Source organism: Methylophilus sp. 3sh_L (assembly GCF_046766015.1).
Lineage (GTDB): Bacteria > Pseudomonadota > Gammaproteobacteria > Burkholderiales > Methylophilaceae > Methylophilus.
Window position 1 is genome coordinate 413,186 of record NZ_JBKOUF010000001.1, and the last position, 21,527, is coordinate 434,712.

Here is a 21,527-nt window from a genome sequence, read left to right on the forward strand (position 1 = left end):
CAAGGGCTTAGAAAAAAACTAGTGTTTCTTTCTAAATATCATCGCGATATGGATTAATGTGTAGCAGATGGCACCTGCCAACAGTCCGGTAAGTGCGTTCCACAGCAGCATCCACTGTGGGAATTGCTCAATCAAAGCATGCAATGGGTGGATGCCATGGACGAGGATACCGCCGCCGACCAGAAACATGGCCGCGGTGCCGACGATGCTGAGTAAACGCATCAGGGATGGGACGGTTTGCACTAAGCCCCAGCCGGTTTTGCGTGCGGCAGAGGCCATAAAATGATTGCCGCTTCGTTGCATCAGCCATAAGCCGATATCATCCATTTTGACGATCAAAGCGACGAGGCCATACACCCCCAACGTCATGACCACAGCAATCAGGGAGAGTACCAGAATGCGTTGCGTGATGGCGGCATCGGCGACAACGCCCAAGGCAATCACAATAATTTCGGCGGACAGAATAAAGTCTGTACGCACTGCCCCTTTGATTTTTTCCTGCTCTAGGGCGACCAGGTCAGTCTCCGGTTGCTGCATGGCGGCGTGGATTACTTGTTCACTGCTGTCTGAGTGCTTGTCGTGGCGCAGTTTGTGCCAGACTTTCTCAAAGCCTTCAAAGCATAAAAACGCCCCACCCAACATCAGCAAGGGGGTGATCAGCCAAGGTAAAAATGCACTGATCAACAGCGCGGCAGGCACCAGCACCAGTTTATTCAGCAATGATCCGCGCGCCACTGCCCATACCACTGGCAGCTCTCTCTTGGCAGCAATTCCGGTGACTTGCTGCGCATTGAGCGCAAGGTCGTCACCCAGCACGCCCGCGGTTTTTTTGGCTGCAAGTTGGCTCATCACGGAGACATCATCCAGCATGGTGGTGATGTCATCAAGCAGTGCCAGCAGGCTAGGAGTGGCCATGGTTTGTCCTGTATCAATCAGAAGTGGTTGTTTATTTTAAAGGATTGCCGTTAAAATGGCGGCATGGTAACGCGCAAATTTCAACGTTGGATGGCACGCATGGCCTTGATGGCAATCATGCTGGCTGCGCTCGTGCCGACGTTAAGCCTCGCGTTTCCCATGCAATCAGGCAAAAGTTTTATTCAGGAAGTGTGTTCCTCACAAGGCAGCAAGCTGGTGATTCAGGTAATCACCACGCAAGGAAAGTTACGCGCCACCTTGATTGACTACCAGCCTGCACAAAAGCCAGTTTCGCTGGGGCATCATCTCAATCATTGTCCGTTCTGCCATATGGCGATGGATGATGTGATGTTGCCAGGCTATAACCCGGCATACATTCTGTTTCAACAAGCCCAGGCTGAGATTGCTTTAAGCGATTATCAAGCCCCGGTTGTTGCCAGTGTTTTCCCCACCGCGCACCCCACGCGCGCACCCCCACTGACTCCAAACTCAATCTAGCACCGTCTGTTTTCTGGACGGTTTATGGGTATGCCTGCCATGCAGGTACAAATGGAGTCATGACATGATCGTCATCAACCTTCAGGCAATGATATTTGCCAAACAGGTGGAGTGGAAACGCCACATCACCCTCAAAGAAATCGCTGAGTCTACCGGCATCAGCCGCATGACTTTGCACCGCATGGTCAAAAATCCTTCTTACAACGCATGCACCGAGCATCTGGGCAAACTTTGCACCTATTTCGCTTGTGACATCAGCGCGCTCATCCGCTGGCAACCCGAAACGGATGCCAGGCAAGTGTTTGCCGCCTGATGCGTGATGTTTTCCCTGCTGGTGACTAACCAGTAGGGCGCATGCCGTTTACAAAAAATATTTCTGAGGAAAAGTCTATGAAAAAAACCTTCTTGGCCCTGGCCTTGCTGGGACTCACACAACCTGCGTGGGCGCATTTAAGTTATACCGGACGTGACTTTGGCACATTCTCTGGCCTGGTCAATGCCAGCAATAGCATCACCACCACCGTCAACACCAACTATGGATGGGCGGGCGCCGCTGACGGCAACCTGGGCGATAGCCATATCGGCCGCGCTTTCCGCTTCACTCTGCAAAACAATGCCTGGGTGGATTTCACCGTGAATGCGGCCTCTGCCGATTTATTGCCTGCCTTCTCGATTTACTCTGGATTAGCCGCCATCAGAACGGGCGGTGTTTTCCCTGGCACGCAAACCAGCGCCGATTACGATAGTGCCAACGCTTCTATCGTCTGGCGCTACAGCTGGGCGCAAGCCAACCTGGGCTCCAACAAGTCGTATACCGACACCGATGGTAGCTGGAACGCACTGGGTAACTGGAAAATGGGCGGTGATGGCGATGCGATTGGTATCGACAGTGAGTTGAGCAGTTTTATCTACAAAGGCTCTGCCACAACCGCGACTGATGTGGTCACCGGCAAGTTTCTGCTGGGCGCAGGCGATTACACCATCATGATCGGTGGTAACAACGCCGCAAACCAGCTGGCGACCACTTTTGGCTATACCGCCTCACTCAATGTCACTGCCGTCCCCGAGCCGGAAAACATGGCCTTGGTGCTGGCAGGTCTGGCATTGATCGGCTGGCAAGTGCGCCGTAGTAGCAAATAACCCACCACATGAATCGTTGGTGAGCGTGCTGAACGCCCTCACCAACATGATAGGAGAAGATAATGAACGCATTGAAAAAAACATTGGCAATCACTGCCCTGACCTTGGCAACCAGCCCAGCATTTGCTGCGGTATCTACTTACAACGTGACCACCACCTGGTTTGAGCCAGACACCCAGCCAAAAAATTCTATTTTTGAAGGGTCGTTTAGTTACGATTCAGCAACAAAAACGATTACCGGTCTGGCGGGTAAATTGAGCGAGTCTATGACTGGTACAGATGCCTCCAATATGACCTGGTTAAATCTGGATTACCAGTTGGTTTCTTGGTACGACGCTGCATTAGGCGGTACTTTTGCTGCCACCTTTAAAAACAGTAACACGAATACCTTCTCAACCCTGGCTGGTGGGGATGGCTGGAGCCCGCAGGCGGGTGTGGATATCGGCGGAGTTTATTACGGCTATCCGCGTCCGGCAAACAATCCAGGAAACGCTTACGCCCTGATCTTTGTGCCTGACAGCCCGTTGACTGCACTGACACAGGCTCAAATCAACAAACTGGCTTATGCCGACTGTGCGCCTGGCGGCATGATGGGCGCTGTTTGCATGACTGGGACCTCAGCGGCTGGATATGGCTCGGTGGGGACCATGAGTGGTTATCCCGTCAGTCAGGTGATCAGCATGGTAACTGTCCCGGTGCCTGAGGCAAGCAGCTATGCAATGTTGAGTTTGGGCCTGGTCATGACCGGCATGATGGCGCGCCGCCGCCGTGAGCAAGTATAACTAGGGCGAGTGTTAGGACATGGCAAATGCATGCGCATTTGCCATGCTTGACTGAAGAAACCATGAAATTATTTAGATTGTTCACGGCTTTGCTCATCTCGCCCATGCTTGGTTACGCTGGCCAGAGTGCCGAGAAAAGCGAAAAAAGCTTGCAATTACCAGCCGTACAAGTTGATCAGGAAGAGTCGCTAGGCGGGATTCATTTCAAGGGCGATAACATCCCTTTGCAAGCGATCCGGCAAAAGAGTGTTAACACGACTGACACCGCTCAATTGCTGGAAGAGATTCCTGGCGCCAGTAGTTTTAGTGCTGGCGGCATTTCAAGTCTACCAACCATACATGGGTTTGCAGATGACCGTAACCGTACGCAAGTGGATGGCATGGATTTGATGAGTGCATGCCCTAATCACATGAATCCGGCGTTGTCGTTTATCAATCCGGCGCAAGTGGGCAGCATTCAGGTCTATACAGGCGTTGCCCCAGTCAGCGTGGGTGGCGATAGTATCGGCAGCACCATACAAGTGGATTCAGCACGCCCGCACTTTGCGAATGACGATCAAGCTTATACCAGCTTTGGGCAATTGGGGACGTTTTACCGGAGCAATGGAGCGGCAAGAGGGGCCAATGTGGCCGTGGGTGCGGCAACCCGTCAGTTTAGCCTGGCCTATACAGAAACTTATGCTGATGCGAATAATTACCAGGCAGCAGGCAATTTCAAAAAACCAATTCTGAAAACGACTCCGACTGAAGATCGGGTGGGCGAAAAAGAGGTGGCGAGCTCTGCTTTCCGCCGATCGCATAATCAAGCGTTGGGCATGGCGTGGAACGTGGATGACAAACACCTGTTTGAATTGAAGTGGGGTCGGCAAAGCATAGATTGGGAGGGGTTTCCCAATCAGCGTATGGACATGGTCTCCAGCGAGTTCGATCCGAATAATGGTTCCAGCCTGTTAACGCACAAGCCTGCAAACGTGAATAAAAACGTCAACATCCACTATCTGGGGACATACGATTGGGGCGAGCTTGAGATGCGCTATTTTCATCAAGACACCAGACACGCCATGGATATGTTACGCAGCCGCGCGTTTGGCATGTATATGCCGATGCTAAGCGACGCACGCACTGATGGCGGCAGCATCAAGACTACTTTGCTACTGAATGCGCGTGACACGCTGCGACTTGGGATGGATTTCCAGAATTACCGCCTAGATGATTGGTGGACGCCTATTGATGGTTTCAATATGGGGCCCAACACTTTCCAGAACATACGTAATGGCAAAAGAGACCGTCTGGGTGTCTATGGCGAATGGGAGGCGATATGGGATCCAGCATGGGTGTCCTTGTTCGGGCTACGCACAGACAGTGTCCGCTCATCTGTTGATCCGGTGCAAGGGTACAACACCACCTATAGCGTGGATGCTGCCAAACTGAATAATGGCAATCGCAACACTCAGGTGCAGCAATATGATTTAACAGCGCTGTTGAAATATCGCCCTGACGCCAACCAGGCTTATGAAGTTGGTTTCGCCCGCAAGAATCGCTCTCCCAATTTATACGAACGCTATGCATGGTCAACCAATAGCATGGCTGCCTTGATGAATAACTTTGCTGGGGATGGCAATGGTTATGTGGGTAATCCCGATTTAAAACCTGAGCTCGCCTATACCTTGAGCATTGCCGCAGATTGGCATGATGCCAATCATGAAAAGTGGTCGTTGAAAACGACGGCTTATGCCACTTATGTTGACAATTATATTGATGCTAAACGCCTGCAACGCAACACTTCTGCCGGAAGTGGCTGTAATGGTACTAACGTCACCACCACCAATTGCTATGTCTTGTTGCAGTATGAGAACGTAGATGCGCTGTTATACGGGGCGGATTTGTCCGGCAGCTATCAGTTTGGACGATGGGCCAGTGTGGGCAACTTTTCAGCGACAGGCGTAATTAGTTACGTGCGCGGCAATAATGAGACCACTGGCGGGCACCTTTATCACATGATGCCGCTTAATCTGAAAGCTGGCGTTCAGCATCAATTGGGTAAGTGGACCAATCGTTTTGAACTGCAAAGCGTGGCAGAGAAAGTACGTGTCTCAGAAGTCAGAAACGAAGTAAATACGCCTGGATATACGATCTTTCATTTGCGTAGCAGCTATGAGTGGCAGCATGCGCGCCTCGATTTTTCTGTCGAAAACCTGTTCAACAAATTTTATTTATTGCCCCTGGGCGGGGCATATGTGGCTGAGGGCAACTCCATGACGACGGGGGGCGCGGCCTATTACGGGATGAATGTGCCCGGCATGGGGCGGTCAGTTAATGTGGCCTTTAATGTGTTTTATTAACCAACTACTTAAAAAATCAGGGAAGAAGTCATGATGCAGTTGCGTTTGCCAAACAGCGTTTGCTGGGGTGCCAGCCTGGTGTTGGGGGTGGCATCCATGCCAGTGTATGCCGATCATAATCTGGTCGAGCTGGATGATGTCGAGGTGTCCGGGACGGTGGATAGCCGGATTGTGGATTATCCTGCCACGGTAGAAAGCTTTAACAAAAAACAGATTCAGGACAGCGTGAATGCCACCACGGCTGCGCAGTCGATGAAGTTTTTGCCCAGTTTGCAAATCCGGGAGCGCTATATTGGCGATAGAAATGGCATTATTGCCGGGCGGACCGTGGGGACACTTTCAAGTGCGCAAACCATGCTGTACGCAGATGGTGTGTTGCTGTCCAATTTGCTTGGAAACTCGTTTGCCTTCCCGCCGCGCTGGGGCATGATTAGTCCGGATGAAATTGAGCAGATTAGCATGATGTATGGCCCTTTTTCTGCCATGTTTGCCGGTAACTCTTTTGGCGGCGTGGTCAGTGTAAAAACCAGGATGCCTACCAAGCTGGAGGCGCATACCAATGTGCAGTATTTCCGCCAGAATTTTGATTTATACCATTCAACACTGAATCTTGAAGGCCAGCACCTTTCTGCCTCGCTGGGCGACAAATGGAATGATCTGAGCTTATCGCTGAGTGCTGATTATTTGAAGAATGAAGGTCAGCCCATGGACTTTGTCGTCCGCGATTTGAGTGCTGGTGGCAGTGCTGCCGGAGGCGTAGCCGTCACCGGGGCTTCGATAGATAAAAATGATAAAAATTTGCCGCGTAATGTATTTGGTGCCGTAAGTATGGAGCGGCCGGAGCAAACGAACCTGAGATTCAAGGCCGCATACGATGTGACGGATACTGTCAAAGCGACCTATACGCTGGGGCTTTGGCATTTAAACAGTCACACGGATGTGCAGTCTTACCTCAAGGATGCCAGCGGCAACACGGTTTACAACAACCGCGTCCGGCTCAATGGCCTGCGCTACGATTTGAACGGGTTTAATCCGTCAAAAGCTGATGCAACTCATGTTATGCAGGCCATAGACCTGAAATCGGATAGCAAAGGGTTTTTTGACTGGCAACTGACGTTTTCTGATTATGACTATCAGCAGGACAATAACAGCCAGTCAAATCTTACGACCTCGACCACGACACTTGCTGCCGGTAACCCTTATATTACCCGTACCGGCCGCGTCACAGATATGTCAGGCACGGGTTGGACGACGTTTGATGCACGTGCCACCTTCAGGCCGGCAGAGGCTGGCTGGGGACGTCATATTGTCGATGTGGGCTATCATATTGATGAGTATGATCTTAGCAGCACTACCTTTGATACGGCAGACTGGCAAGTGGCTAATAAAGGTAACCTGAATAGTAGCTCGCGTGGCAGTACGCGTACGCAAGCGTTGTTTATTCAGGATAAATGGCAATTTCACCCGCAATGGTCGCTCACTGTAGGCGGCCGCGCTGAGCGCTGGCAAGCCATGGATGGCCGCAATCAGGCGGTGACTAGCGGAGTGTTATCTACTGCGAGTTATGCGACGGCTGAGGCAAACCGGTTTTCACCCAAGGTCTCATTGAGTTTCGAACCCGTACCTGAGTGGGGATTCCGTGCGTCATTTGGACAGGCATTCCGTTTTCCGACGGTGAGTGAGCTGTACCAGCAAGTCACCCAAAGCAGTCAAATTGTTCAGAACAACCCCAATCTCAAACCGGAGGAGGTGTTGTCAGCTGAAATCACTGCCGAACGAAGATTTGCCAGTGGGCTGATTCGCGCCAGCGTATTTAATGAAGAAAAATATGATGCCTTGATCTCGCAGACCATCGCCAATGGCCGTGCGATTCCATATGGTACTGGCGTGTGTACGGCGGGTGCAGGGGGCTGTTCCTTTATCCAGAATTTAGATCATATCAGGACCCGTGGGATAGAATTATCCACGGAATGGCAGGATGTCTGGATCCATGGCCTGGATATTCTGGGCAGTGCCACGTTTACTGACGCAGAAATTGTGCGTAATCGTGTAGACCCCAGTATTCAAGGCAACAAGGCACCGCGGATTCCACGCGAAATGTTCAAATTGGTGACGACTTATCATCAAGGCAACCAGATCACTTACAGTGTGAGTGCCAGGTATAGCGGCCGCCAATACAACCTGCTGGATAACAGTGATGTGAATGATGATACCTACATCGCAGCCAGTAAATTCTTCTTTGTCGATGTTAAGGCTAACTACCACATGAGTAAGCGCTGGACGGCCAGTGTCGGCATCGATAACTTAAACAATGATCAGGCCTACGTCCGGCATCCCTACCCGCAACGGACGGGGTATGTGCAAGTGAAGTTTGATTATTGACCCACACAAGGCATCGTGCGGGTCATCCCAAACGATATTCAGGCGCTGGCGTAAACCTTGTCCAGAAAATAACTGGTCCGCTGTTTAAGCCGCATTCTCTTTTGTAAAATCTCGGGCAGCTGCTCTGGCTTGAGGCATTGGATAATATTAATATCCAGTGCCTCCCTGAGGTCGATAGTCTCGCCTTCTGTCTCCGGGTCATCTTCCAGAATCTGCACGAACGGACGCAACGGTTGTTGCGGGTTGGTTGACAATACCGTCGCCAGTTGCTGGTCAGACATGCGTACCACGCTGCCTGGCGGATAAATGCCTAGACACTTGATAAAACGCCGCAAAATGGTCTGGTCGAACTGATGACGTTGCTGTGCAAACATCATGCTCAAGGCCTCATAGGGAGTTTTGGCCAGGGCCGGGTTTGCCGGGTTGCACAGGTTGTCATACACGTTGGCGATGATCAAGATATGTGACAACGGGTCAATCTGTTCTGCCCGCAGACCTTTGGGGTAACCGCTGCCATCGGCAAATTCATGGTGCTGGGCAATCAGCGTCATGATTTTTTTCGGTACGGCCACCTCTTTGAGCATGTTCAAGCCTAAGGCGACGTGCGTTTTATAAATCCCGGTTTCCTGCAAGGTCAGCGGTTCTTTTTTCAACAGGATCTTGTCGCTGATCTGCCGTTTGCCGATGTCGTGCAGAATGGCTGCCATCCCTAACACAACCGCATCTTCATCACTAATATTCAGATTTTTTGCCAGAATCATGCTGGCGACCAAAGTATTCAGCTCATGCTGATAATGCTGATCGCCGACGCGGTGACCGCTCATGGCATGAATCGCAATATCGCCTTCGGTCAAGGTACTGCTGACCAGATCCTGTACCAGGGTCTGCGCCAGCCCATAAGCCTGGTCGGGATGCTCGGTAGAGAGCTTCTGAATATTTTTGACCTCGGCACTGGTGCGCATGAACTTTTGTTCACTCTCATTGATGACCTGCTTGAGCACTTGCTGTTTCTTTTGTGCAGCATTGAGCGGTGCGGTTTCCTTGGTGGTTTCCTCTTCCGGGAATAAGGCTTTCTTGACCAGAAACTCCACCACATTGGCATTTTTCTTCAGCGGTGCGCTGCTGCTCCGTCGCGGGTCATAGCGCAATTGCTTGAGCCCTAGCGATTTAATCGTGTCAATTTGCGCACTTTCAGTGATCTTGAAATTGCTGACCGAGAATGGATGATCCATCCAACCGAGATCAAGGTGGATATACAACCCCACTTGCAGTTGGTCTGGGCTAATGTAGTAAGTGTCGGAGGCTTGATTATGCATGGCGTTTTATTTTTCTTTGATTGTTTAATGTTAACAGTTTTACAAAATCGTCCGCATTGACCGGATAGGCGTACAGATAGCCTTGCGCTGTCTGGCACCCCAGTCGCTGTAAGAATTTCTCCTGCGCTTCGGTTTCTACCCCTTCCGCCACCACAGTAAATCCCAACTGGGTGGCCATGGCGTAAATCGCGCTGGTAATGGCGGCATCATCTTTGTCATCTGGCAGGTCTTTGACAAAGCTGCGGTCTATCTTGATCTGGTCTAGCGGCAACCGTTTCAAGTGTGACAGCGAAGAATAGCCGGTACCAAAATCATCAATCGCAATGCTGATTCCCAACAGCTTGAGTTGATTAAAGGTATCGATCACGTGTTGCGTGTGCTGCATTAAGGTGCTTTCGGTGATTTCGAGTTCAATGATGGAAGGATCACATTCACTTTCCATCAGGATGCCATAGACCGTATCGGCAAACTTGCTTTTCATGATTTGCACGCCAGAGACGTTGATCGCAATTTTCTTGAACTCCGGGTGCTGCTGATGCCAGGCGTGCGCTTGCCGTACTGCCTGGGCGAGCGCCCATTCGCCTATGCTCAGAATCAAGCCGGTTTCTTCTGCCAGCGGGATAAATTTGGCTGGCGAGATAATGCCTTGCGTCGGATGCATCCATCGGATCAGGGCCTCAGCCCCAATAATCATGCCGGTGTTGAGGTCAATCTGCGCCTGGTAGAACATATTGAGCTGGTTTTTATTGAGTGCCTGCCGCAACTCGGTTTCCAGTTGAAAGTGCTCTACGGCATCGCGGCTGAGCGCAACATCGTAAAAGGCCACATGATTTTTACCATTATTTTTGACCTGGTACATGGCCAGGTCGGCAGCCTTGATCAGGCTCTCGACGTCCTGGCCATCCTGAGGGTACATCGAGATACCAATGCTGCCACTGATAAAAATCTGGTGATGATCAATATTGAATTCACGCCGTAATGCTTCCAGAATGTCGTGCGCTTTTTGCGCGGCATCGGCTTTGCTGCGCAGGTTCTCGAGCATGATGATGAATTCGTCCCCGCCGAGGCGGCCAACAATGTCAGACTCCCGCACCGCGTTACGCAAACGGTCAGTTACGCTCAACAAGAGTTGGTCACCTGCATAATGGCCGAGGCTGTCATTGATGTTTTTAAAGCGGTCCAGGTCGATAAACAGGATCGCTGCCTGTTGTTCATTGCGGCCAGAGCGCTGAATCGCATGTGCAAACAGGTGATTGATCAGGCGGCGGTTAGGCAGGCCGGTCAGCGGGTCATGATTGACCAGCGAGTTCAATTGCCGCTGCGAACGCTTCATTTCAGAGATGTCCGCAAACACCCCTACATAGTTGGTGATGGCATTGGCATGGTTACGCACGGCCGTAATGGTCATCCACTCGGTATAGCTTTCACCATTTTTGCGCACATTCTCAATTTCACCAGACCATTTGCCATGGCGTTTGAGCGCGCCAAACAAGCCGCGTGGACGCTGCTTGAAGATTTGCGGCTTGCTGCCCAGGACCTCTTCTTCCGTGTAGCCGGTGATCAAGGTATAGCCCTGGTTGATCCCTACCAGCTCGCCGGCCGGGTTCACAATCATGATGCCTTCGGTGGTGCTGTCAAACGCGATTTTTGCCAACTTGAGATGCTTGCCGGTCTGTTCACGGTTGATGGCGACGCTTAAGGTGCGGCCGATGGCCATCAGGGAGCCCAGCTCTTGTGAGCTGGTGGGTTCTGCGTCAAAGCAGCGCTCAATTACCATGGAGCCCCACCAGTGGTCGTCCAGCATGAGCGGCACGATCACCAGGTTCACCGTGTCATGAGACTTGAGCAGTGCACGTTCCGCTTCTGGCAAGTTGAGTGCCTCGCACATCACCGGTTGCCCTTTAGCGAGCAGGGCATACCAGCGCTGCAGCTCTGGCGATAAGAAAGAGACTTTTTCCCAGTGCTCGTAGGTGGCGTGAAAACCGTTCATCGCCCAGTGGAACAGGGCTTTGGAACGGATGTCGGTCTTATTGCGGCTATGAGTGGTTTCATGTTGCAGCAAGGTTGCCCGGCTAAAACGGAAGGACAGGCAGCATTGTTGCAGCACGTTTTCTGCCACACTTTGCCAGCGGTCAGTCGAGTGCAACATCCAGTCGCATGAGATCAAGGTATCCAGCACCGCGCTACGGTTGTTGAGCTGGGTTTCAATAAATTTTTGTTCACTGACATCGCGTGCCACCGTGATCAGGTGACTGGGCTCGTCATTACGGTCGTAATACGCGACTTTATGTACTTCCAGGGTTTTGTGCCCGCCTTGTGGCAAATGCACCAGCTCTTCATTGTGATAAGGCTGGCGGGTTTGCCAGACCTGCTGGTCTGATTTTTCGTGATGTTCAAAGCTATTGCGGAATACCGGATGCAGGGTGTCTGCAATTTGACGGTTATTCAGGAACTCAAAGTCAAAACTGTCGATCTGGAACGTGTTGAGCATTTGCTGGTTGGCCACCATCCAGCGGTTGTCACTGTCCTTGATGCTAATGAGGTCTGGGCTCATATCTATCAATGAATGCACAATCGATTGCATATGCAGTAATTGATCAGTTAAGGTCCGCTCTTCCTCTTCGAGCAGGAGGCCGACTGCCCCACGGCTGTGTTGCGGGTAAAACAGTCTGCAGGTGAAGTTGCGCTTGCGCCCCTTCAGGGTGAGGCTGATTTTAAGCTCGGTGTTGCCTTGTTGTATGGCTTCGGTGAGCTGCTGGCGCACCTCTTTGGGCAAGGTTTCTTCCTCTGGCGCAAGTAGCGTCAAGGCTTGTGCATTTGCCGCCAGGCATTTTGCCCGGCGATTGATGGCCAGCATAGCCAACTCTGGCATGGCGACCGCAAATGGCTGCAACCATGCTGTGCTATGATGATCAAAAGCGGTGGGTAACATAATTAAATCTGCTTGATTCCGGGCGGTTATCTAGTTCGGATAAGTGGGTTAACGGCGCAATTGGCGCTAAACTTTAGCGAGTTTCACTTGTGTTAATGAACGTCAATCTTATTGGTAAAAGTCGCCTGCACAGGCTGAGTTTAAACGTGTTTTTGAGCCTGTTTCTGCTGATGACAGCATGGCTGGATTGTGCACACGCACATGAGGGGCATGACGGACATGCTGAAGCCCCCGGCCTGGCCATTAGTGTGGCCGCTGATGCCACAGGCCGGATCTGGCTGGCTCAAAGCAGGCAAGGGCAGGTGTGGGTGACATCGCTGGATGCCAGTGGCAAGCCGCTGGGCCGCGAGACCGCGGTGAATCAGGTCGCGATGAAAGTGGCTGCGGATGGCGAAGCCCGGCCTAAAATCGCGGTTGCGCCCAATGGCCATTTATATGTCACCTGGACCGAATCCCTGAAAAAACCTTATGCGGGCTATGTCTGGTTTGCGCGCTCCGTCGATGGCGGTAAAAGCTTTGAGGCGCCATATATCGTGCATCAGCACCGCGATGAAATTACCCACCGGTTTGACAGCCTGCAGGTTGCGGCCAATGGCACCATTACCGTGGCCTGGGTCGACAAGCGCGATTTGCTGGCCGCCAAGGCGGCGGGCAAGCCTTATGACGGTGCCGCGATTTATTATGCGGTTTCAACGGATCACGGCAAAACGTTTGCGCCGGAACAAAAACTGGCGGATAGCAGTTGCGAATGTTGCCGGATTGCCATGACTAGCAAACCAGATGGAACGGTGGCCGTGCTCTGGCGGCATGTGTTTGAAGGGAGTGAGCGCGACCACGCCATGGCCGAGATTGGCTCATCCGCCAAACCGGTACTGGTGCGTGCCAGTTATGGCCACTGGAAAATTGATGGCTGCCCGCATCATGGGGCGGCGATTGCCGTGGGTGAGGGCTTTGGCTACCATCTGGCTTATTTTGACGGTGCAGGCGACAAACCAGGCTTGCGCTTGGCGCGGATGGATGATCATGCCTGGGTGACTTCCCCGCCCAGGCGGATTGGTGACCTCAAACGTAACGCCAGCCATCCCGCACTGCTCAGCCAGGGCGATCAGGTCTGGCTAGCCTGGCAAGAGCGCGATGCCAATGGGATGGATATTCTGGCCATGGCCTCTCAGGATGGCGGGCGCACCTGGGGAACGCCCAGTCTCATGTTGCATAGTGCTGGCAAGCTGGATTACCCGCAATGGCTGACATTACAAGGCCAAGTCTCCCTCGCCGTGAACACCGCTGATCAAGGGTTGAAAGTGTTGCCGTTTAACCGCTGACGGCAGCAAAAACGGTTCAATTTGATCTGGCTCTATTGAAAACGTAAAAACCCGCCGCATTATATGGGTATCCAGCCGCAAGTCAGCGGCGATACTTTAAATCAAGAAAGGGTTTGCCATGCGTTTTGATAAACTCACTACCAAATTTCAACAGGCACTGGCCGATGCGCAGAGCATGGCCGTGGGTGCCGATCATCCCACCATCGAGGCGCCACACTTGTTGCTGGCCATGCTCAATCAGGACGACAGTGGCGTTTCTGCCTTGTTATCACGCGCTGGCGTGCAAGTGAACCCGCTCAAAACCAGTTTGCAGCAGGCTATAGACAACCTGCCCAAAGTCAGTGAAAACAGCGGTGATGTCAGCGTGTCGCGCGACCTCAATAATCTGCTCAATGTCACAGACAAGCTCGCGCAAAAGAGTGGCGACAGCTACATTGCCAGTGAGATGTTCTTGCTGGCCTTGGCCGAAGACAAAGGTCAAACCGGGCAATTACTCAAGCAGCATGGCTTGAGTCAAAAAGCACTCGAGCAGGCGATTAAGGCGGTGCGTGGCAATGAATCCGTCAACAGCCAGGAGGCAGAAGGCCAACGCGAAGCACTCAAGAAATATACGCTGGACCTGACCGAGCGTGCGCGTGCGGGCAAGCTGGACCCGGTCATTGGCCGTGATGATGAAATCCGTCGTGCGATTCAGGTGTTGCAACGCCGCACTAAAAACAACCCGGTGCTGATTGGCGAACCTGGCGTGGGTAAAACCGCCATTGTCGAAGGCCTGGCGCAACGTATCGTCAATGGCGAGGTGCCTGATTCGCTCAAAAACAAAAAAGTTTTAAGCCTGGATATGGCCGCCCTGTTGGCAGGGGCCAAATACCGCGGCGAATTTGAAGAGCGCTTGAAAGCAGTGCTCAAGGAGCTGGCCCAGGACGAAGGCCAGACCATCGTATTTATCGACGAAATCCATACCATGGTGGGCGCTGGTAAGTCTGAAGGCGCCATGGATGCCGGCAATATGCTCAAACCCGCCCTGGCACGTGGCGAATTGCACTGTGTGGGCGCGACCACGCTGGATGAATACCGTAAATATATTGAGAAAGATGCTGCGCTTGAGCGCCGTTTCCAGAAGGTGCTGGTAGACGAGCCCAGTGTCGAGGCGACCATTGCCATCTTGCGTGGTTTGCAGGAGAAATACGAGCTGCACCATGGCGTCGAGATTACCGACCCGGCGATTGTGGCGGCGGCTGAGCTTTCCAACCGCTATATTACGGACCGCTTCTTGCCGGATAAAGCCATCGACTTGATCGACGAGGCGGCCTCGCGCATCAAGATGGAAATCGACTCCAAACCAGAGGTCATGGATAAACTTGATCGCCGCCTGATTCAGCTCAAGATTGAGCGTGAAGCGGTGCGCCGCGAAAAAGATGAAGCCAGCCAGAAACGGTTTAGCCTGATTGAAGATGAAATCAGCAAGCTGGAAAAAGAGTATGCCGACCTGGAAGAAATCTGGAAAGCTGAAAAAGCCGCCGTACAAGGCTCGGCAGGCGTGAAAGAGGCGATTGAAAAGGTCAAACTGGAGATGGAAGCGGCCAAGCGCAAAGGCGATTGGCAACAGGTCTCAGAGTTACAGTATGGCAAATTGCCACAGCTGGAAGCCCAATTGAAGCAGGCCTCGACCGCAGAAGCCCATGGTGCGGTCAAACACAAAATGCTGCGCACCGAAGTAGGCGCCGATGAAATCGCTGAGGTGGTCAGCCGCGCGACGGGAATCCCGGTCAGCAAGATGATGACCGGCGAGCGCGAAAAGTTGCTGAATATGGAAGGCCGGCTGCATGAGCGTGTCGTCGGGCAAGACGAAGCGGTACGCCTGGTTTCGGATGCGATTCGCCGCTCACGCAGTGGCTTGAGTGACCCTAACCGGCCTTATGGCAGTTTCCTGTTCCTGGGGCCGACTGGCGTGGGTAAAACCGAGTTGTGCAAGGCACTGGCTAACTTTTTGTTTGATAGCGAAGAGCATCTGGTCCGTATCGACATGAGCGAGTTTATGGAGAAACACTCTGTCTCCCGCCTGATTGGTGCGCCCCCAGGCTATGTGGGCTATGAGGAAGGCGGTACGCTCACCGAGGCGGTCCGCCGCAAGCCTTATTCTGTCGTGTTGCTGGATGAGGTGGAAAAAGCACACCCGGACGTCTTTAACGTGTTGCTGCAAGTGCTGGATGATGGCCGTTTGACCGATGGTCAGGGCCGCACGGTAGACTTTAAGAATACCGTCATCATCATGACTTCTAACCTGGGTAGCCAGATGATACAGAGCATGAGTGACCAGGATTACCAGGTAGTGAAACTGGCGGTCATGGGCGAGGTGAAAACGCACTTCAGGCCAGAGTTTATTAACCGGATTGACGAAGTAGTGGTGTTCCACTCATTGGGCGAGGCGCATGTGAAATCCATTGCCAATATCCAGTTGCAACTGCTGGCTAAACGGCTGGCTGCCATGGACATGCAGCTGGACATCACTGATGCGGCACTGGCTGAAATTGCCAATGCCGGTTTTGACCCGGTGTATGGGGCCCGGCCACTCAAACGCGCGATACAAAGTGAAATTGAGAATCCGCTGGCACGTGAAATCCTGGCTGGGCAATTTGCGGCCAAAGACACGATACAAGTGGATTTTCAGGGTGGAAGAATGCAGTTCCGTAAAGCCTGATGCGCTGAGGTGGCTGCAAGCCGTCTGAACCTGTCCTGCGGGCAAAGGGTCATATTCGTATGACCCTTTTTTATGGGGCCCGTGTAAAATGGAGCAACTATGCGTGACTCACAAGTTTGGCGTTCGTCCCTGATGATTTTATTGCTCGGTTTGATGGCCGGCTGCGCGACGCAGCCGCCCCAGCCGGTGCAAATTGACCGTATCTCTCCCGAGCAATTGGCTGCGCTGGTGCCGCCACCGCAGTCTACCCTGACGCTGGATGAGATTGTTGTGATGACCAAGCAAGGCAAGACCGATGCCGAGATTATTGATGCGATCAAGCAGTCCCAGTCCCGCTACGCATTGACGCCTTCACAGGTCGTGTCCTGGCACCAAAAAGGCATTTCCAAAGGCGTGCTGGACTACATGCAGCAGGCCAATGCCCTCGCCGAACAAAATGCAATTGCCGATGAAATTAACAAGCGCGAAAAAGCACGCGCTGAGGCGGAGGCTAAATTAAAACGTGAACGGGATTACGCCAGATTGCGTAGCATGGATCCGTGGTTTTATGGCCCTGGCTTTTATGGCGGCCCCGGTTTTTATGGTCCATGGGGGCCAAGGCCCTATTGGGGCGGCGGCTGGCGTTACTGGTAAGGGATGATGAATGCGACAATTGCACGAAACACTTTCTATTAATGCCCAAGGCCGGCGGTTGTATGACATCACGCCGCAGGTATTGCAGTGGGTGCAGCACTCCGGCATCCAGTCCGGCTTGCTTACCCTCTATATCCAGCATACTTCAGCCAGCTTGCTGATTAATGAAAATTACGACCGCGATGTGCTAGTCGATCTGGAAGCCTTTTTTAACCGGCTGGTGCCCGACGGCGATGATCTGTTCATCCATACGGTTGAAGGGCCGGACGACATGCCCGCCCACGTACGCACGGCGCTGACGCAAACCAGCTTGTCTATCCCGGTGCTGCAAGGTCGCGTTGCGCTTGGCCAATGGCAAGGGATTTTTTTGTTTGAGCATAGACACCTGCCTGCGCGCAGGCGTGTCCTTATGCATGTGATGGGCGAATAAGATTTTTAATTGTTTTGAAGTATTGGTATAGACGTGCGTTATTCTGAATTAATGGTATCCCTGACTTGTAGTTTTTTTGTGGTGGCTTGTAGCGAAGAGGCCCCCGACCAGACTTCTACCTCGCTGCCGCTGCCTGCTGGGGATGTGTCACCAATCGCAGATGCGATGCCTGCCAGCGTTGCCCAGCCGCGATTACAGCAAACGCCATTACTGCATACCGCCGTACAGCAAGCGCAGGACTCATCGCTGACGATGTCGCAAGCGGAATTGGACAAATTGTACCTAGAGGCCAGACAGCAGATCCGTGAAGCGGCGGTCCCGGTCGAGCATTACTAGGATCAGTTAACGCACGCTGCTCCATTGCAGCGGATCAAACGGCACACTGTTGCGGCGCAGCTCGTAATACACCCCATTTTCAGCGTTGCCGCCGCTATTGCCCACTGCGGCAATCGTATCTCCCGCTTTAACGCTTTGGCCTGAGGATTTGTACAAGGCTTCGTTATTACCATACAAGCTCATGTAGCCGTTGCCATGGTCAATCACAATCAGGTTGCCAAAGCCGCGCATCCAGTCTGCAAATACCACTTGCCCGCCCGCCACGGATTTGACCTCGCTACCCTCTCTGGCACGGATGAAAATGCCTTTCCAGCTGACGCCGGTCTCGGCGCGTGCTGAGCCAAACCGGTTGATCACGTCACCACGTACTGGCAAGCGTAAGCGGCCTCGTAGCTGGGCAAAGTTTTCCTTGTTGGCGTTGTATTCAGGCAGGGTTTCATTTTTGGCAATCACGGTGCTGTTTTGTGTGTCGCTGCCGGCGTCATCGACCGTCGCTTGCGGCGTATGCTCAAACGTGCGCCCCCCCGATTTCTTTTTGCGGGCCAGTTCGGCGGCTTTTTTCGCCGCGGCTTCTTTTTCACGCTTGGCTTTCGCCAACGCTTCCTGCTCGCGCTTCTTGGCCTCCGCCAGCAACCGCTGGAACAGTTGCGACAAGGCTTCTTCGTCTTTTTTCAGCCGCGCCAGTTGTTGTTCCTGGGTTTCGATTTGCTTGGACAGCTCTTTTAATGCCTCACTGCGCCGCGATTTCTCGTTTTCGAGCTTCTGTGTGGTATCGCTGTACTGGCTGGCCAGACGCTCGGTCTCTTGCAGCTGCTCGCTTGTTTGCGCACGGACGTGATCTATGGCTTCCTGGTTGCTTTGTAAGGACTGAATCTGCTGCTGATGCGCCGCAGTCAGGTAGCCCAGATACTTGAGATTGCGCGCCGTATTGTTAGGGTCTTGCTGTTGTAACAGCATTTGCAGCGGGCTATGGTTGCCGTGACGGTATTGCTGGTTGAGTTGCGCATTCAGGGATTGTTTTTGCTGGTTGACCTGGCGTTGCAGCCCGGACAATTGCTTTTGCAGGTCTTGCAGTTTGCTGCGGTTTTCCAGTTGCGCATCTTGAATTTCGCGCAATTTTTTGCGCGAGGCACTGATGGCGGTCTCCGAAGCCTTGAGTGCGTCATTTGCATCTTGCTTGGCGGCGTGCGAGGCTTTAAGCGCATTGGCGAGTTGCTGGATTTTCTCCTTAACCTGCTCCAGGTCGCCTTTTGCTGTTTCTGCTTTATCAGTGGATGCCGCTTCTACTGGCGTGACTAAGCTGGCAAGCAGCAGCCAGACGGCAACCAGCATGGCGCTGGTTGCCGGTGTTGCACGCCGGCGAATGATGGATTCAGTCATGCCCCGCCGACCCGTCAGGCCGCTGCATGCAGCTGTATGAGCGGCTGGCCGGTCATTTCAACGGGTCGTTGCAGCCCCATCAGGGAGAGCAGGGTGGGGGCGATATCTGACAAGGCGCCACCGCTGCGGATGCTGGCTTCGCGGCCAATATAAATGAACGGTACCAGGTTGGTGGTGTGCTGGGTATGGGCCTGTGCGCTGGCGTGGTCGAACATGCTTTCGGCATTGCCGTGGTCGGCGGTAATAATCACTTCGGCCCCGGCTTTTTGCGCAGCAGCCACTACGCGCCCGATACAGCTGTCCAGCGTTTCCACGGCTTTAATCGCCGCTTGCAGGTTGCCGGTATGGCCCACCATGTCACCGTTGGCATAGTTGCAGATCACCGCCTGGTATTGTTGGGATTCAATGGCCGCGACCAGTTTGTCTGTCACTTCTGGCGCACTCATTTCCGGTTGCAGATCATAGGTGGCGACTTTAGGGGAGGGGACCAAAATGCGATCTTCGCCAGCGAAAACGGTTTCTTCACCGCCATTAAAGAAAAATGTCACATGAGGATATTTTTCAGTTTCGGCAATCCGCAGTTGCTTGAGCCCGAGCTTGGCGACATATTCGCCAAAGGTATTCGGGACGGTGTAGGGGGCGAAAATCGGTTCCGCCAGCGTCTGGTTTTTGTCGTACTGGGTCAAGGTAAAATAATGGCTAAAGTGCGGCACGCGGCTGCGCTCAAAGCCAGTAAACTGCTGGTTGAGCAAGGCATCAGTCAGCTGGCGGGCGCGATCACTCCTGAAGTTCATAAACACCAGGCAATCACCGTCTTCCATCCGCACTGGTGGCTCGCCCGCCGCGCGTATGGCGGTGCACTTCACAAACTCATCGCTTTCATCGCGCGCATACGCCTGCTGCAAAGCTGTCAGGCTATCTGCCGCCACATATTCAGACGTGCCATTGACCAATAACTCATAAGCGACAGATACGCGCTCCCAGCGCTTGTCGCGGTCCATGCCATAAAAACGGCCACCGACAGAAGCCACTTTGCCAACGCCAAGCGTCTTGATATGGTCTTCTAGCGCTTGCAGGTAAGGCTGCGCGCTTTTAGGCGGCGTGTCACGGCCATCGAGGAAAGCGTGCACATACACTTTGTTCAGGCCTTGCTGCTTGGCCATCTCCAGGAGGGCATGGATATGCGGCTGGTAACTATGCACGCCCCCATCAGACAGCAGCCCCAATATATGCAAGGCTTTGTTGTTGGCCTTGAGTGCCTGCATGGCATTGACCAGCGCCGGTAACTTGAAAAACTCGCCACTGCTGATGCTGTTATTAATACGCTCAAAGTCTTGAAAGATAATACGGCCCGCCCCAATATTGAGATGACCCACTTCAGAATTACCCATTTGGCCATCCGGCAGGCCGACATAATGTTCGGAGGCATTGATCAGGCCATGCGGGTAAGTGGCTTTAAGTGTGTCGAGGTTGGGGGTGTTTGCCTGTAAAACGGCGTTGTGTTCGCGGGTCTCGCTGTGACCAAAACCATCGAGGATCAGCAATATGACAGGTTTGATAGACATGGCTAACAATCTTTAAAAGTGGTGACGAAACGTCGGATTGATGAATTCGTCTATTATAATCGCAACCGCTGGCCACGCCTACCCGACAGGCCAGTGTCCTGACGAGCATGTGCTGATCGTCCTAACCCAAATAAGTGAGTATGGCTGTGGAATTTTTTAAACATAATGTATTGTTAATCGGGCTGGCAATTGGTTCTGGCCTTGCGCTGGTCTTGCCCATGTTCAGCCGTTCTGCAGCGGGGGCCACTGTGCTCTCGGTCACTGAAGCCGTGGTGCTGATGAATAGAAAATCTGCTTTGGTACTGGATGTGCGCGAAGCAGATGAGTTTGCGCAGGGCCATTTGCAAGGTGCGCGCCATGTGCCGCTGGCGCAGCTGGCTGACCGCCTGAGTGAAATCCAAAAGTTCAAGGAGAAACCGGTGCTGCTGGTTTGCCAGCGCGGCCGCCGCGCCAACGCAGCCGCCAAATTGCTCAAGGCGCAGGGATTTACCCAGTTAAATGTGCTCAAAGGCGGGATGGCCGCCTGGGTGGAGGCCAAGATGCCAGCCACCAAATCCCCTGCTTGAAAGGAATGATGATGGCAAAAGTAGTGATGTACACCTCCGCAGTCTGCCCTTATTGCATCAATGCCGAACGGTTATTGAAAAACAAGGGCGTGACCGAGATTGAAAAAATCCGCGTCGATTTGCAACCGGAATTGCGTGAGGAAATGATGGAGAAAACCGGGCGCCGTACCGTGCCGCAGATTTTTATTGGTGAGCATCATGTGGGGGGCTTTGATGACTTGCATGCCCTGGATGTACAGGGTGGGCTGGACCCGTTGCTGGCGGCGTGAGTTGACCTGTCTGCTGTC

The 21,527-nt window shown here is 52.9% G+C and carries 18 protein-coding genes; 13 read left to right on the forward strand and 5 right to left on the reverse strand.

Annotated features, from left to right (window positions below; all coding sequences use genetic code 11):
* Positions 1-18: 18 nt before the first annotated feature.
* Positions 19-915 carry a DUF808 domain-containing protein gene (locus ACIDF8_RS02090; RefSeq protein ID WP_412008967.1) on the reverse strand — a complete coding sequence of 299 codons (897 nt, stop codon included), beginning with the start codon at positions 913-915 and terminating at the stop codon, positions 19-21.
* 63 nt (positions 916-978) lie between these two features.
* On the opposite strand from ACIDF8_RS02090, the gene ACIDF8_RS02095 reads away from it, so the two are divergent.
* The 6 genes from ACIDF8_RS02095 to ACIDF8_RS02120 all read left to right on the forward strand — a co-directional run bounded on the left by ACIDF8_RS02095 (position 979) and on the right by ACIDF8_RS02120 (position 8,059).
* Positions 979-1,413 (forward strand): DUF2946 domain-containing protein, encoded by a 435-nt coding sequence (locus tag ACIDF8_RS02095; protein WP_412008968.1) that lies wholly within the window; start codon positions 979-981, stop codon positions 1,411-1,413.
* Positions 1,414-1,477: 64 nt separating this feature from the next.
* The gene (locus ACIDF8_RS02100) at positions 1,478-1,726 is read left to right on the forward strand and encodes a helix-turn-helix domain-containing protein (RefSeq protein ID WP_412008969.1); all 249 of its coding nucleotides are present in this window, start codon (positions 1,478-1,480) and stop codon (positions 1,724-1,726) included.
* A 77-nt stretch (positions 1,727-1,803) separates the two neighbouring features.
* Positions 1,804-2,553 (forward strand): PEP-CTERM sorting domain-containing protein, encoded by a 750-nt coding sequence (locus ACIDF8_RS02105; protein ID WP_412008970.1) that lies wholly within the window; start codon positions 1,804-1,806, stop codon positions 2,551-2,553.
* 62 nt (positions 2,554-2,615) lie between these two features.
* The gene (locus ACIDF8_RS02110) at positions 2,616-3,335 is read left to right on the forward strand and encodes a PEP-CTERM sorting domain-containing protein (protein WP_412008971.1); all 720 of its coding nucleotides are present in this window, start codon (positions 2,616-2,618) and stop codon (positions 3,333-3,335) included.
* A gap of 62 nt (positions 3,336-3,397) precedes the next feature.
* Complete coding sequence (locus ACIDF8_RS02115; RefSeq protein WP_412008972.1) at positions 3,398-5,677, forward strand: TonB-dependent receptor; 2,280 nt, start codon at positions 3,398-3,400, stop codon at positions 5,675-5,677.
* Positions 5,678-5,707: 30 nt separating this feature from the next.
* Positions 5,708-8,059: a TonB-dependent receptor gene (locus ACIDF8_RS02120; RefSeq protein ID WP_412008973.1), complete on the forward strand. Its 2,352-nt coding sequence runs from the start codon at positions 5,708-5,710 to the stop codon at positions 8,057-8,059.
* 38 nt (positions 8,060-8,097) lie between these two features.
* Here ACIDF8_RS02120 and ACIDF8_RS02125 read toward each other — a convergent pair whose 3' ends face one another.
* Together ACIDF8_RS02125 and ACIDF8_RS02130 are read right to left on the reverse strand one after the other, a co-directional pair.
* Entirely contained in the window at positions 8,098-9,375 is a 1,278-nt protein-coding gene (locus tag ACIDF8_RS02125; RefSeq protein WP_412008974.1) for an HD-GYP domain-containing protein, read from the reverse strand.
* Complete coding sequence (locus ACIDF8_RS02130; protein ID WP_412008975.1) at positions 9,368-12,307, reverse strand: EAL domain-containing protein; 2,940 nt, start codon at positions 12,305-12,307, stop codon at positions 9,368-9,370. Before ACIDF8_RS02130 ends, ACIDF8_RS02125 begins: the two co-directional genes overlap by 8 nt.
* Positions 12,308-12,402: 95 nt before the next feature.
* Here ACIDF8_RS02130 and ACIDF8_RS02135 point away from each other — a divergent pair, with 95 nt between their 5' ends.
* From ACIDF8_RS02135 to ACIDF8_RS02155, 5 genes are all read left to right on the forward strand, one after another.
* Complete coding sequence (locus tag ACIDF8_RS02135) at positions 12,403-13,629, forward strand: sialidase family protein (RefSeq protein ID WP_412008976.1); 1,227 nt, start codon at positions 12,403-12,405, stop codon at positions 13,627-13,629.
* 118 nt (positions 13,630-13,747) lie between these two features.
* Complete coding sequence (gene clpB, locus ACIDF8_RS02140) at positions 13,748-16,330, forward strand: ATP-dependent chaperone ClpB (RefSeq protein ID WP_412008977.1); 2,583 nt, start codon at positions 13,748-13,750, stop codon at positions 16,328-16,330.
* 99 nt (positions 16,331-16,429) lie between these two features.
* Positions 16,430-16,963: a hypothetical protein gene (locus tag ACIDF8_RS02145; protein WP_412008978.1), complete on the forward strand. Its 534-nt coding sequence runs from the start codon at positions 16,430-16,432 to the stop codon at positions 16,961-16,963.
* Positions 16,964-16,973: 10 nt separating this feature from the next.
* Positions 16,974-17,393, forward strand: coding sequence for a secondary thiamine-phosphate synthase enzyme YjbQ (locus tag ACIDF8_RS02150; protein ID WP_412008979.1), 420 nt, complete (start codon positions 16,974-16,976; stop codon positions 17,391-17,393).
* A 33-nt stretch (positions 17,394-17,426) separates the two neighbouring features.
* Positions 17,427-17,729 (forward strand): hypothetical protein, encoded by a 303-nt coding sequence (locus ACIDF8_RS02155; protein ID WP_412008980.1) that lies wholly within the window; start codon positions 17,427-17,429, stop codon positions 17,727-17,729.
* Between the two features lie 6 nt (positions 17,730-17,735).
* Here the strand turns inward: ACIDF8_RS02155 and ACIDF8_RS02160 are convergent, their stop codons facing one another.
* Together ACIDF8_RS02160 and gpmI are read right to left on the reverse strand one after the other, a co-directional pair.
* Positions 17,736-19,109, reverse strand: a complete 1,374-nt coding sequence (locus ACIDF8_RS02160; RefSeq protein WP_412008981.1) for a murein hydrolase activator EnvC family protein — start codon at positions 19,107-19,109, stop codon at positions 17,736-17,738.
* Positions 19,110-19,123: 14 nt separating this feature from the next.
* A complete protein-coding gene (gpmI, locus tag ACIDF8_RS02165; protein WP_412008982.1) occupies positions 19,124-20,674 on the reverse strand; it encodes a 2,3-bisphosphoglycerate-independent phosphoglycerate mutase in 1,551 nt (516 codons plus the stop codon).
* A 146-nt stretch (positions 20,675-20,820) separates the two neighbouring features.
* Here gpmI and ACIDF8_RS02170 point away from each other — a divergent pair, with 146 nt between their 5' ends.
* Positions 20,821-21,240, forward strand: coding sequence for a rhodanese-like domain-containing protein (locus tag ACIDF8_RS02170; RefSeq protein ID WP_412008983.1), 420 nt, complete (start codon positions 20,821-20,823; stop codon positions 21,238-21,240).
* An 11-nt stretch (positions 21,241-21,251) separates the two neighbouring features.
* Positions 21,252-21,509, forward strand: coding sequence for a glutaredoxin 3 (grxC, locus tag ACIDF8_RS02175; protein WP_412008984.1), 258 nt, complete (start codon positions 21,252-21,254; stop codon positions 21,507-21,509).
* Positions 21,510-21,527: the final 18 nt, after the last annotated feature.

Excerpts from the sequence above, each read along its gene's own strand:
- ACIDF8_RS02100 (WP_412008969.1), top strand. The coding sequence starts at position 1,478 with ATGATCGTCATCAACCTTCAGGCAATGATATTTGCCAAACAGGTGGAG.
- clpB (WP_412008977.1), top strand. The coding sequence starts at position 13,748 with ATGCGTTTTGATAAACTCACTACCAAATTTCAACAGGCACTGGCCGAT.
- ACIDF8_RS02115 (WP_412008972.1), top strand. The coding sequence starts at position 3,398 with ATGAAATTATTTAGATTGTTCACGGCTTTGCTCATCTCGCCCATGCTT.
- ACIDF8_RS02120 (WP_412008973.1), top strand. The coding sequence starts at position 5,708 with ATGATGCAGTTGCGTTTGCCAAACAGCGTTTGCTGGGGTGCCAGCCTG.
- ACIDF8_RS02160 (WP_412008981.1), bottom strand. The coding sequence starts at position 19,109 with ATGACTGAATCCATCATTCGCCGGCGTGCAACACCGGCAACCAGCGCC.
- ACIDF8_RS02150 (WP_412008979.1), top strand. The coding sequence starts at position 16,974 with ATGCGACAATTGCACGAAACACTTTCTATTAATGCCCAAGGCCGGCGG.
- ACIDF8_RS02135 (WP_412008976.1), top strand. The coding sequence starts at position 12,403 with ATGAACGTCAATCTTATTGGTAAAAGTCGCCTGCACAGGCTGAGTTTA.
- ACIDF8_RS02125 (WP_412008974.1), bottom strand. The coding sequence starts at position 9,375 with ATGCATAATCAAGCCTCCGACACTTACTACATTAGCCCAGACCAACTG.
- grxC (WP_412008984.1), top strand. The coding sequence starts at position 21,252 with ATGGCAAAAGTAGTGATGTACACCTCCGCAGTCTGCCCTTATTGCATC.
- ACIDF8_RS02090 (WP_412008967.1), bottom strand. The coding sequence starts at position 915 with ATGGCCACTCCTAGCCTGCTGGCACTGCTTGATGACATCACCACCATG.
- gpmI (WP_412008982.1), bottom strand. The coding sequence starts at position 20,674 with ATGTCTATCAAACCTGTCATATTGCTGATCCTCGATGGTTTTGGTCAC.
- ACIDF8_RS02130 (WP_412008975.1), bottom strand. The coding sequence starts at position 12,307 with ATGTTACCCACCGCTTTTGATCATCATAGCACAGCATGGTTGCAGCCA.
- ACIDF8_RS02105 (WP_412008970.1), top strand. The coding sequence starts at position 1,804 with ATGAAAAAAACCTTCTTGGCCCTGGCCTTGCTGGGACTCACACAACCT.
- ACIDF8_RS02110 (WP_412008971.1), top strand. The coding sequence starts at position 2,616 with ATGAACGCATTGAAAAAAACATTGGCAATCACTGCCCTGACCTTGGCA.
- ACIDF8_RS02145 (WP_412008978.1), top strand. The coding sequence starts at position 16,430 with ATGCGTGACTCACAAGTTTGGCGTTCGTCCCTGATGATTTTATTGCTC.
- ACIDF8_RS02095 (WP_412008968.1), top strand. The coding sequence starts at position 979 with ATGGTAACGCGCAAATTTCAACGTTGGATGGCACGCATGGCCTTGATG.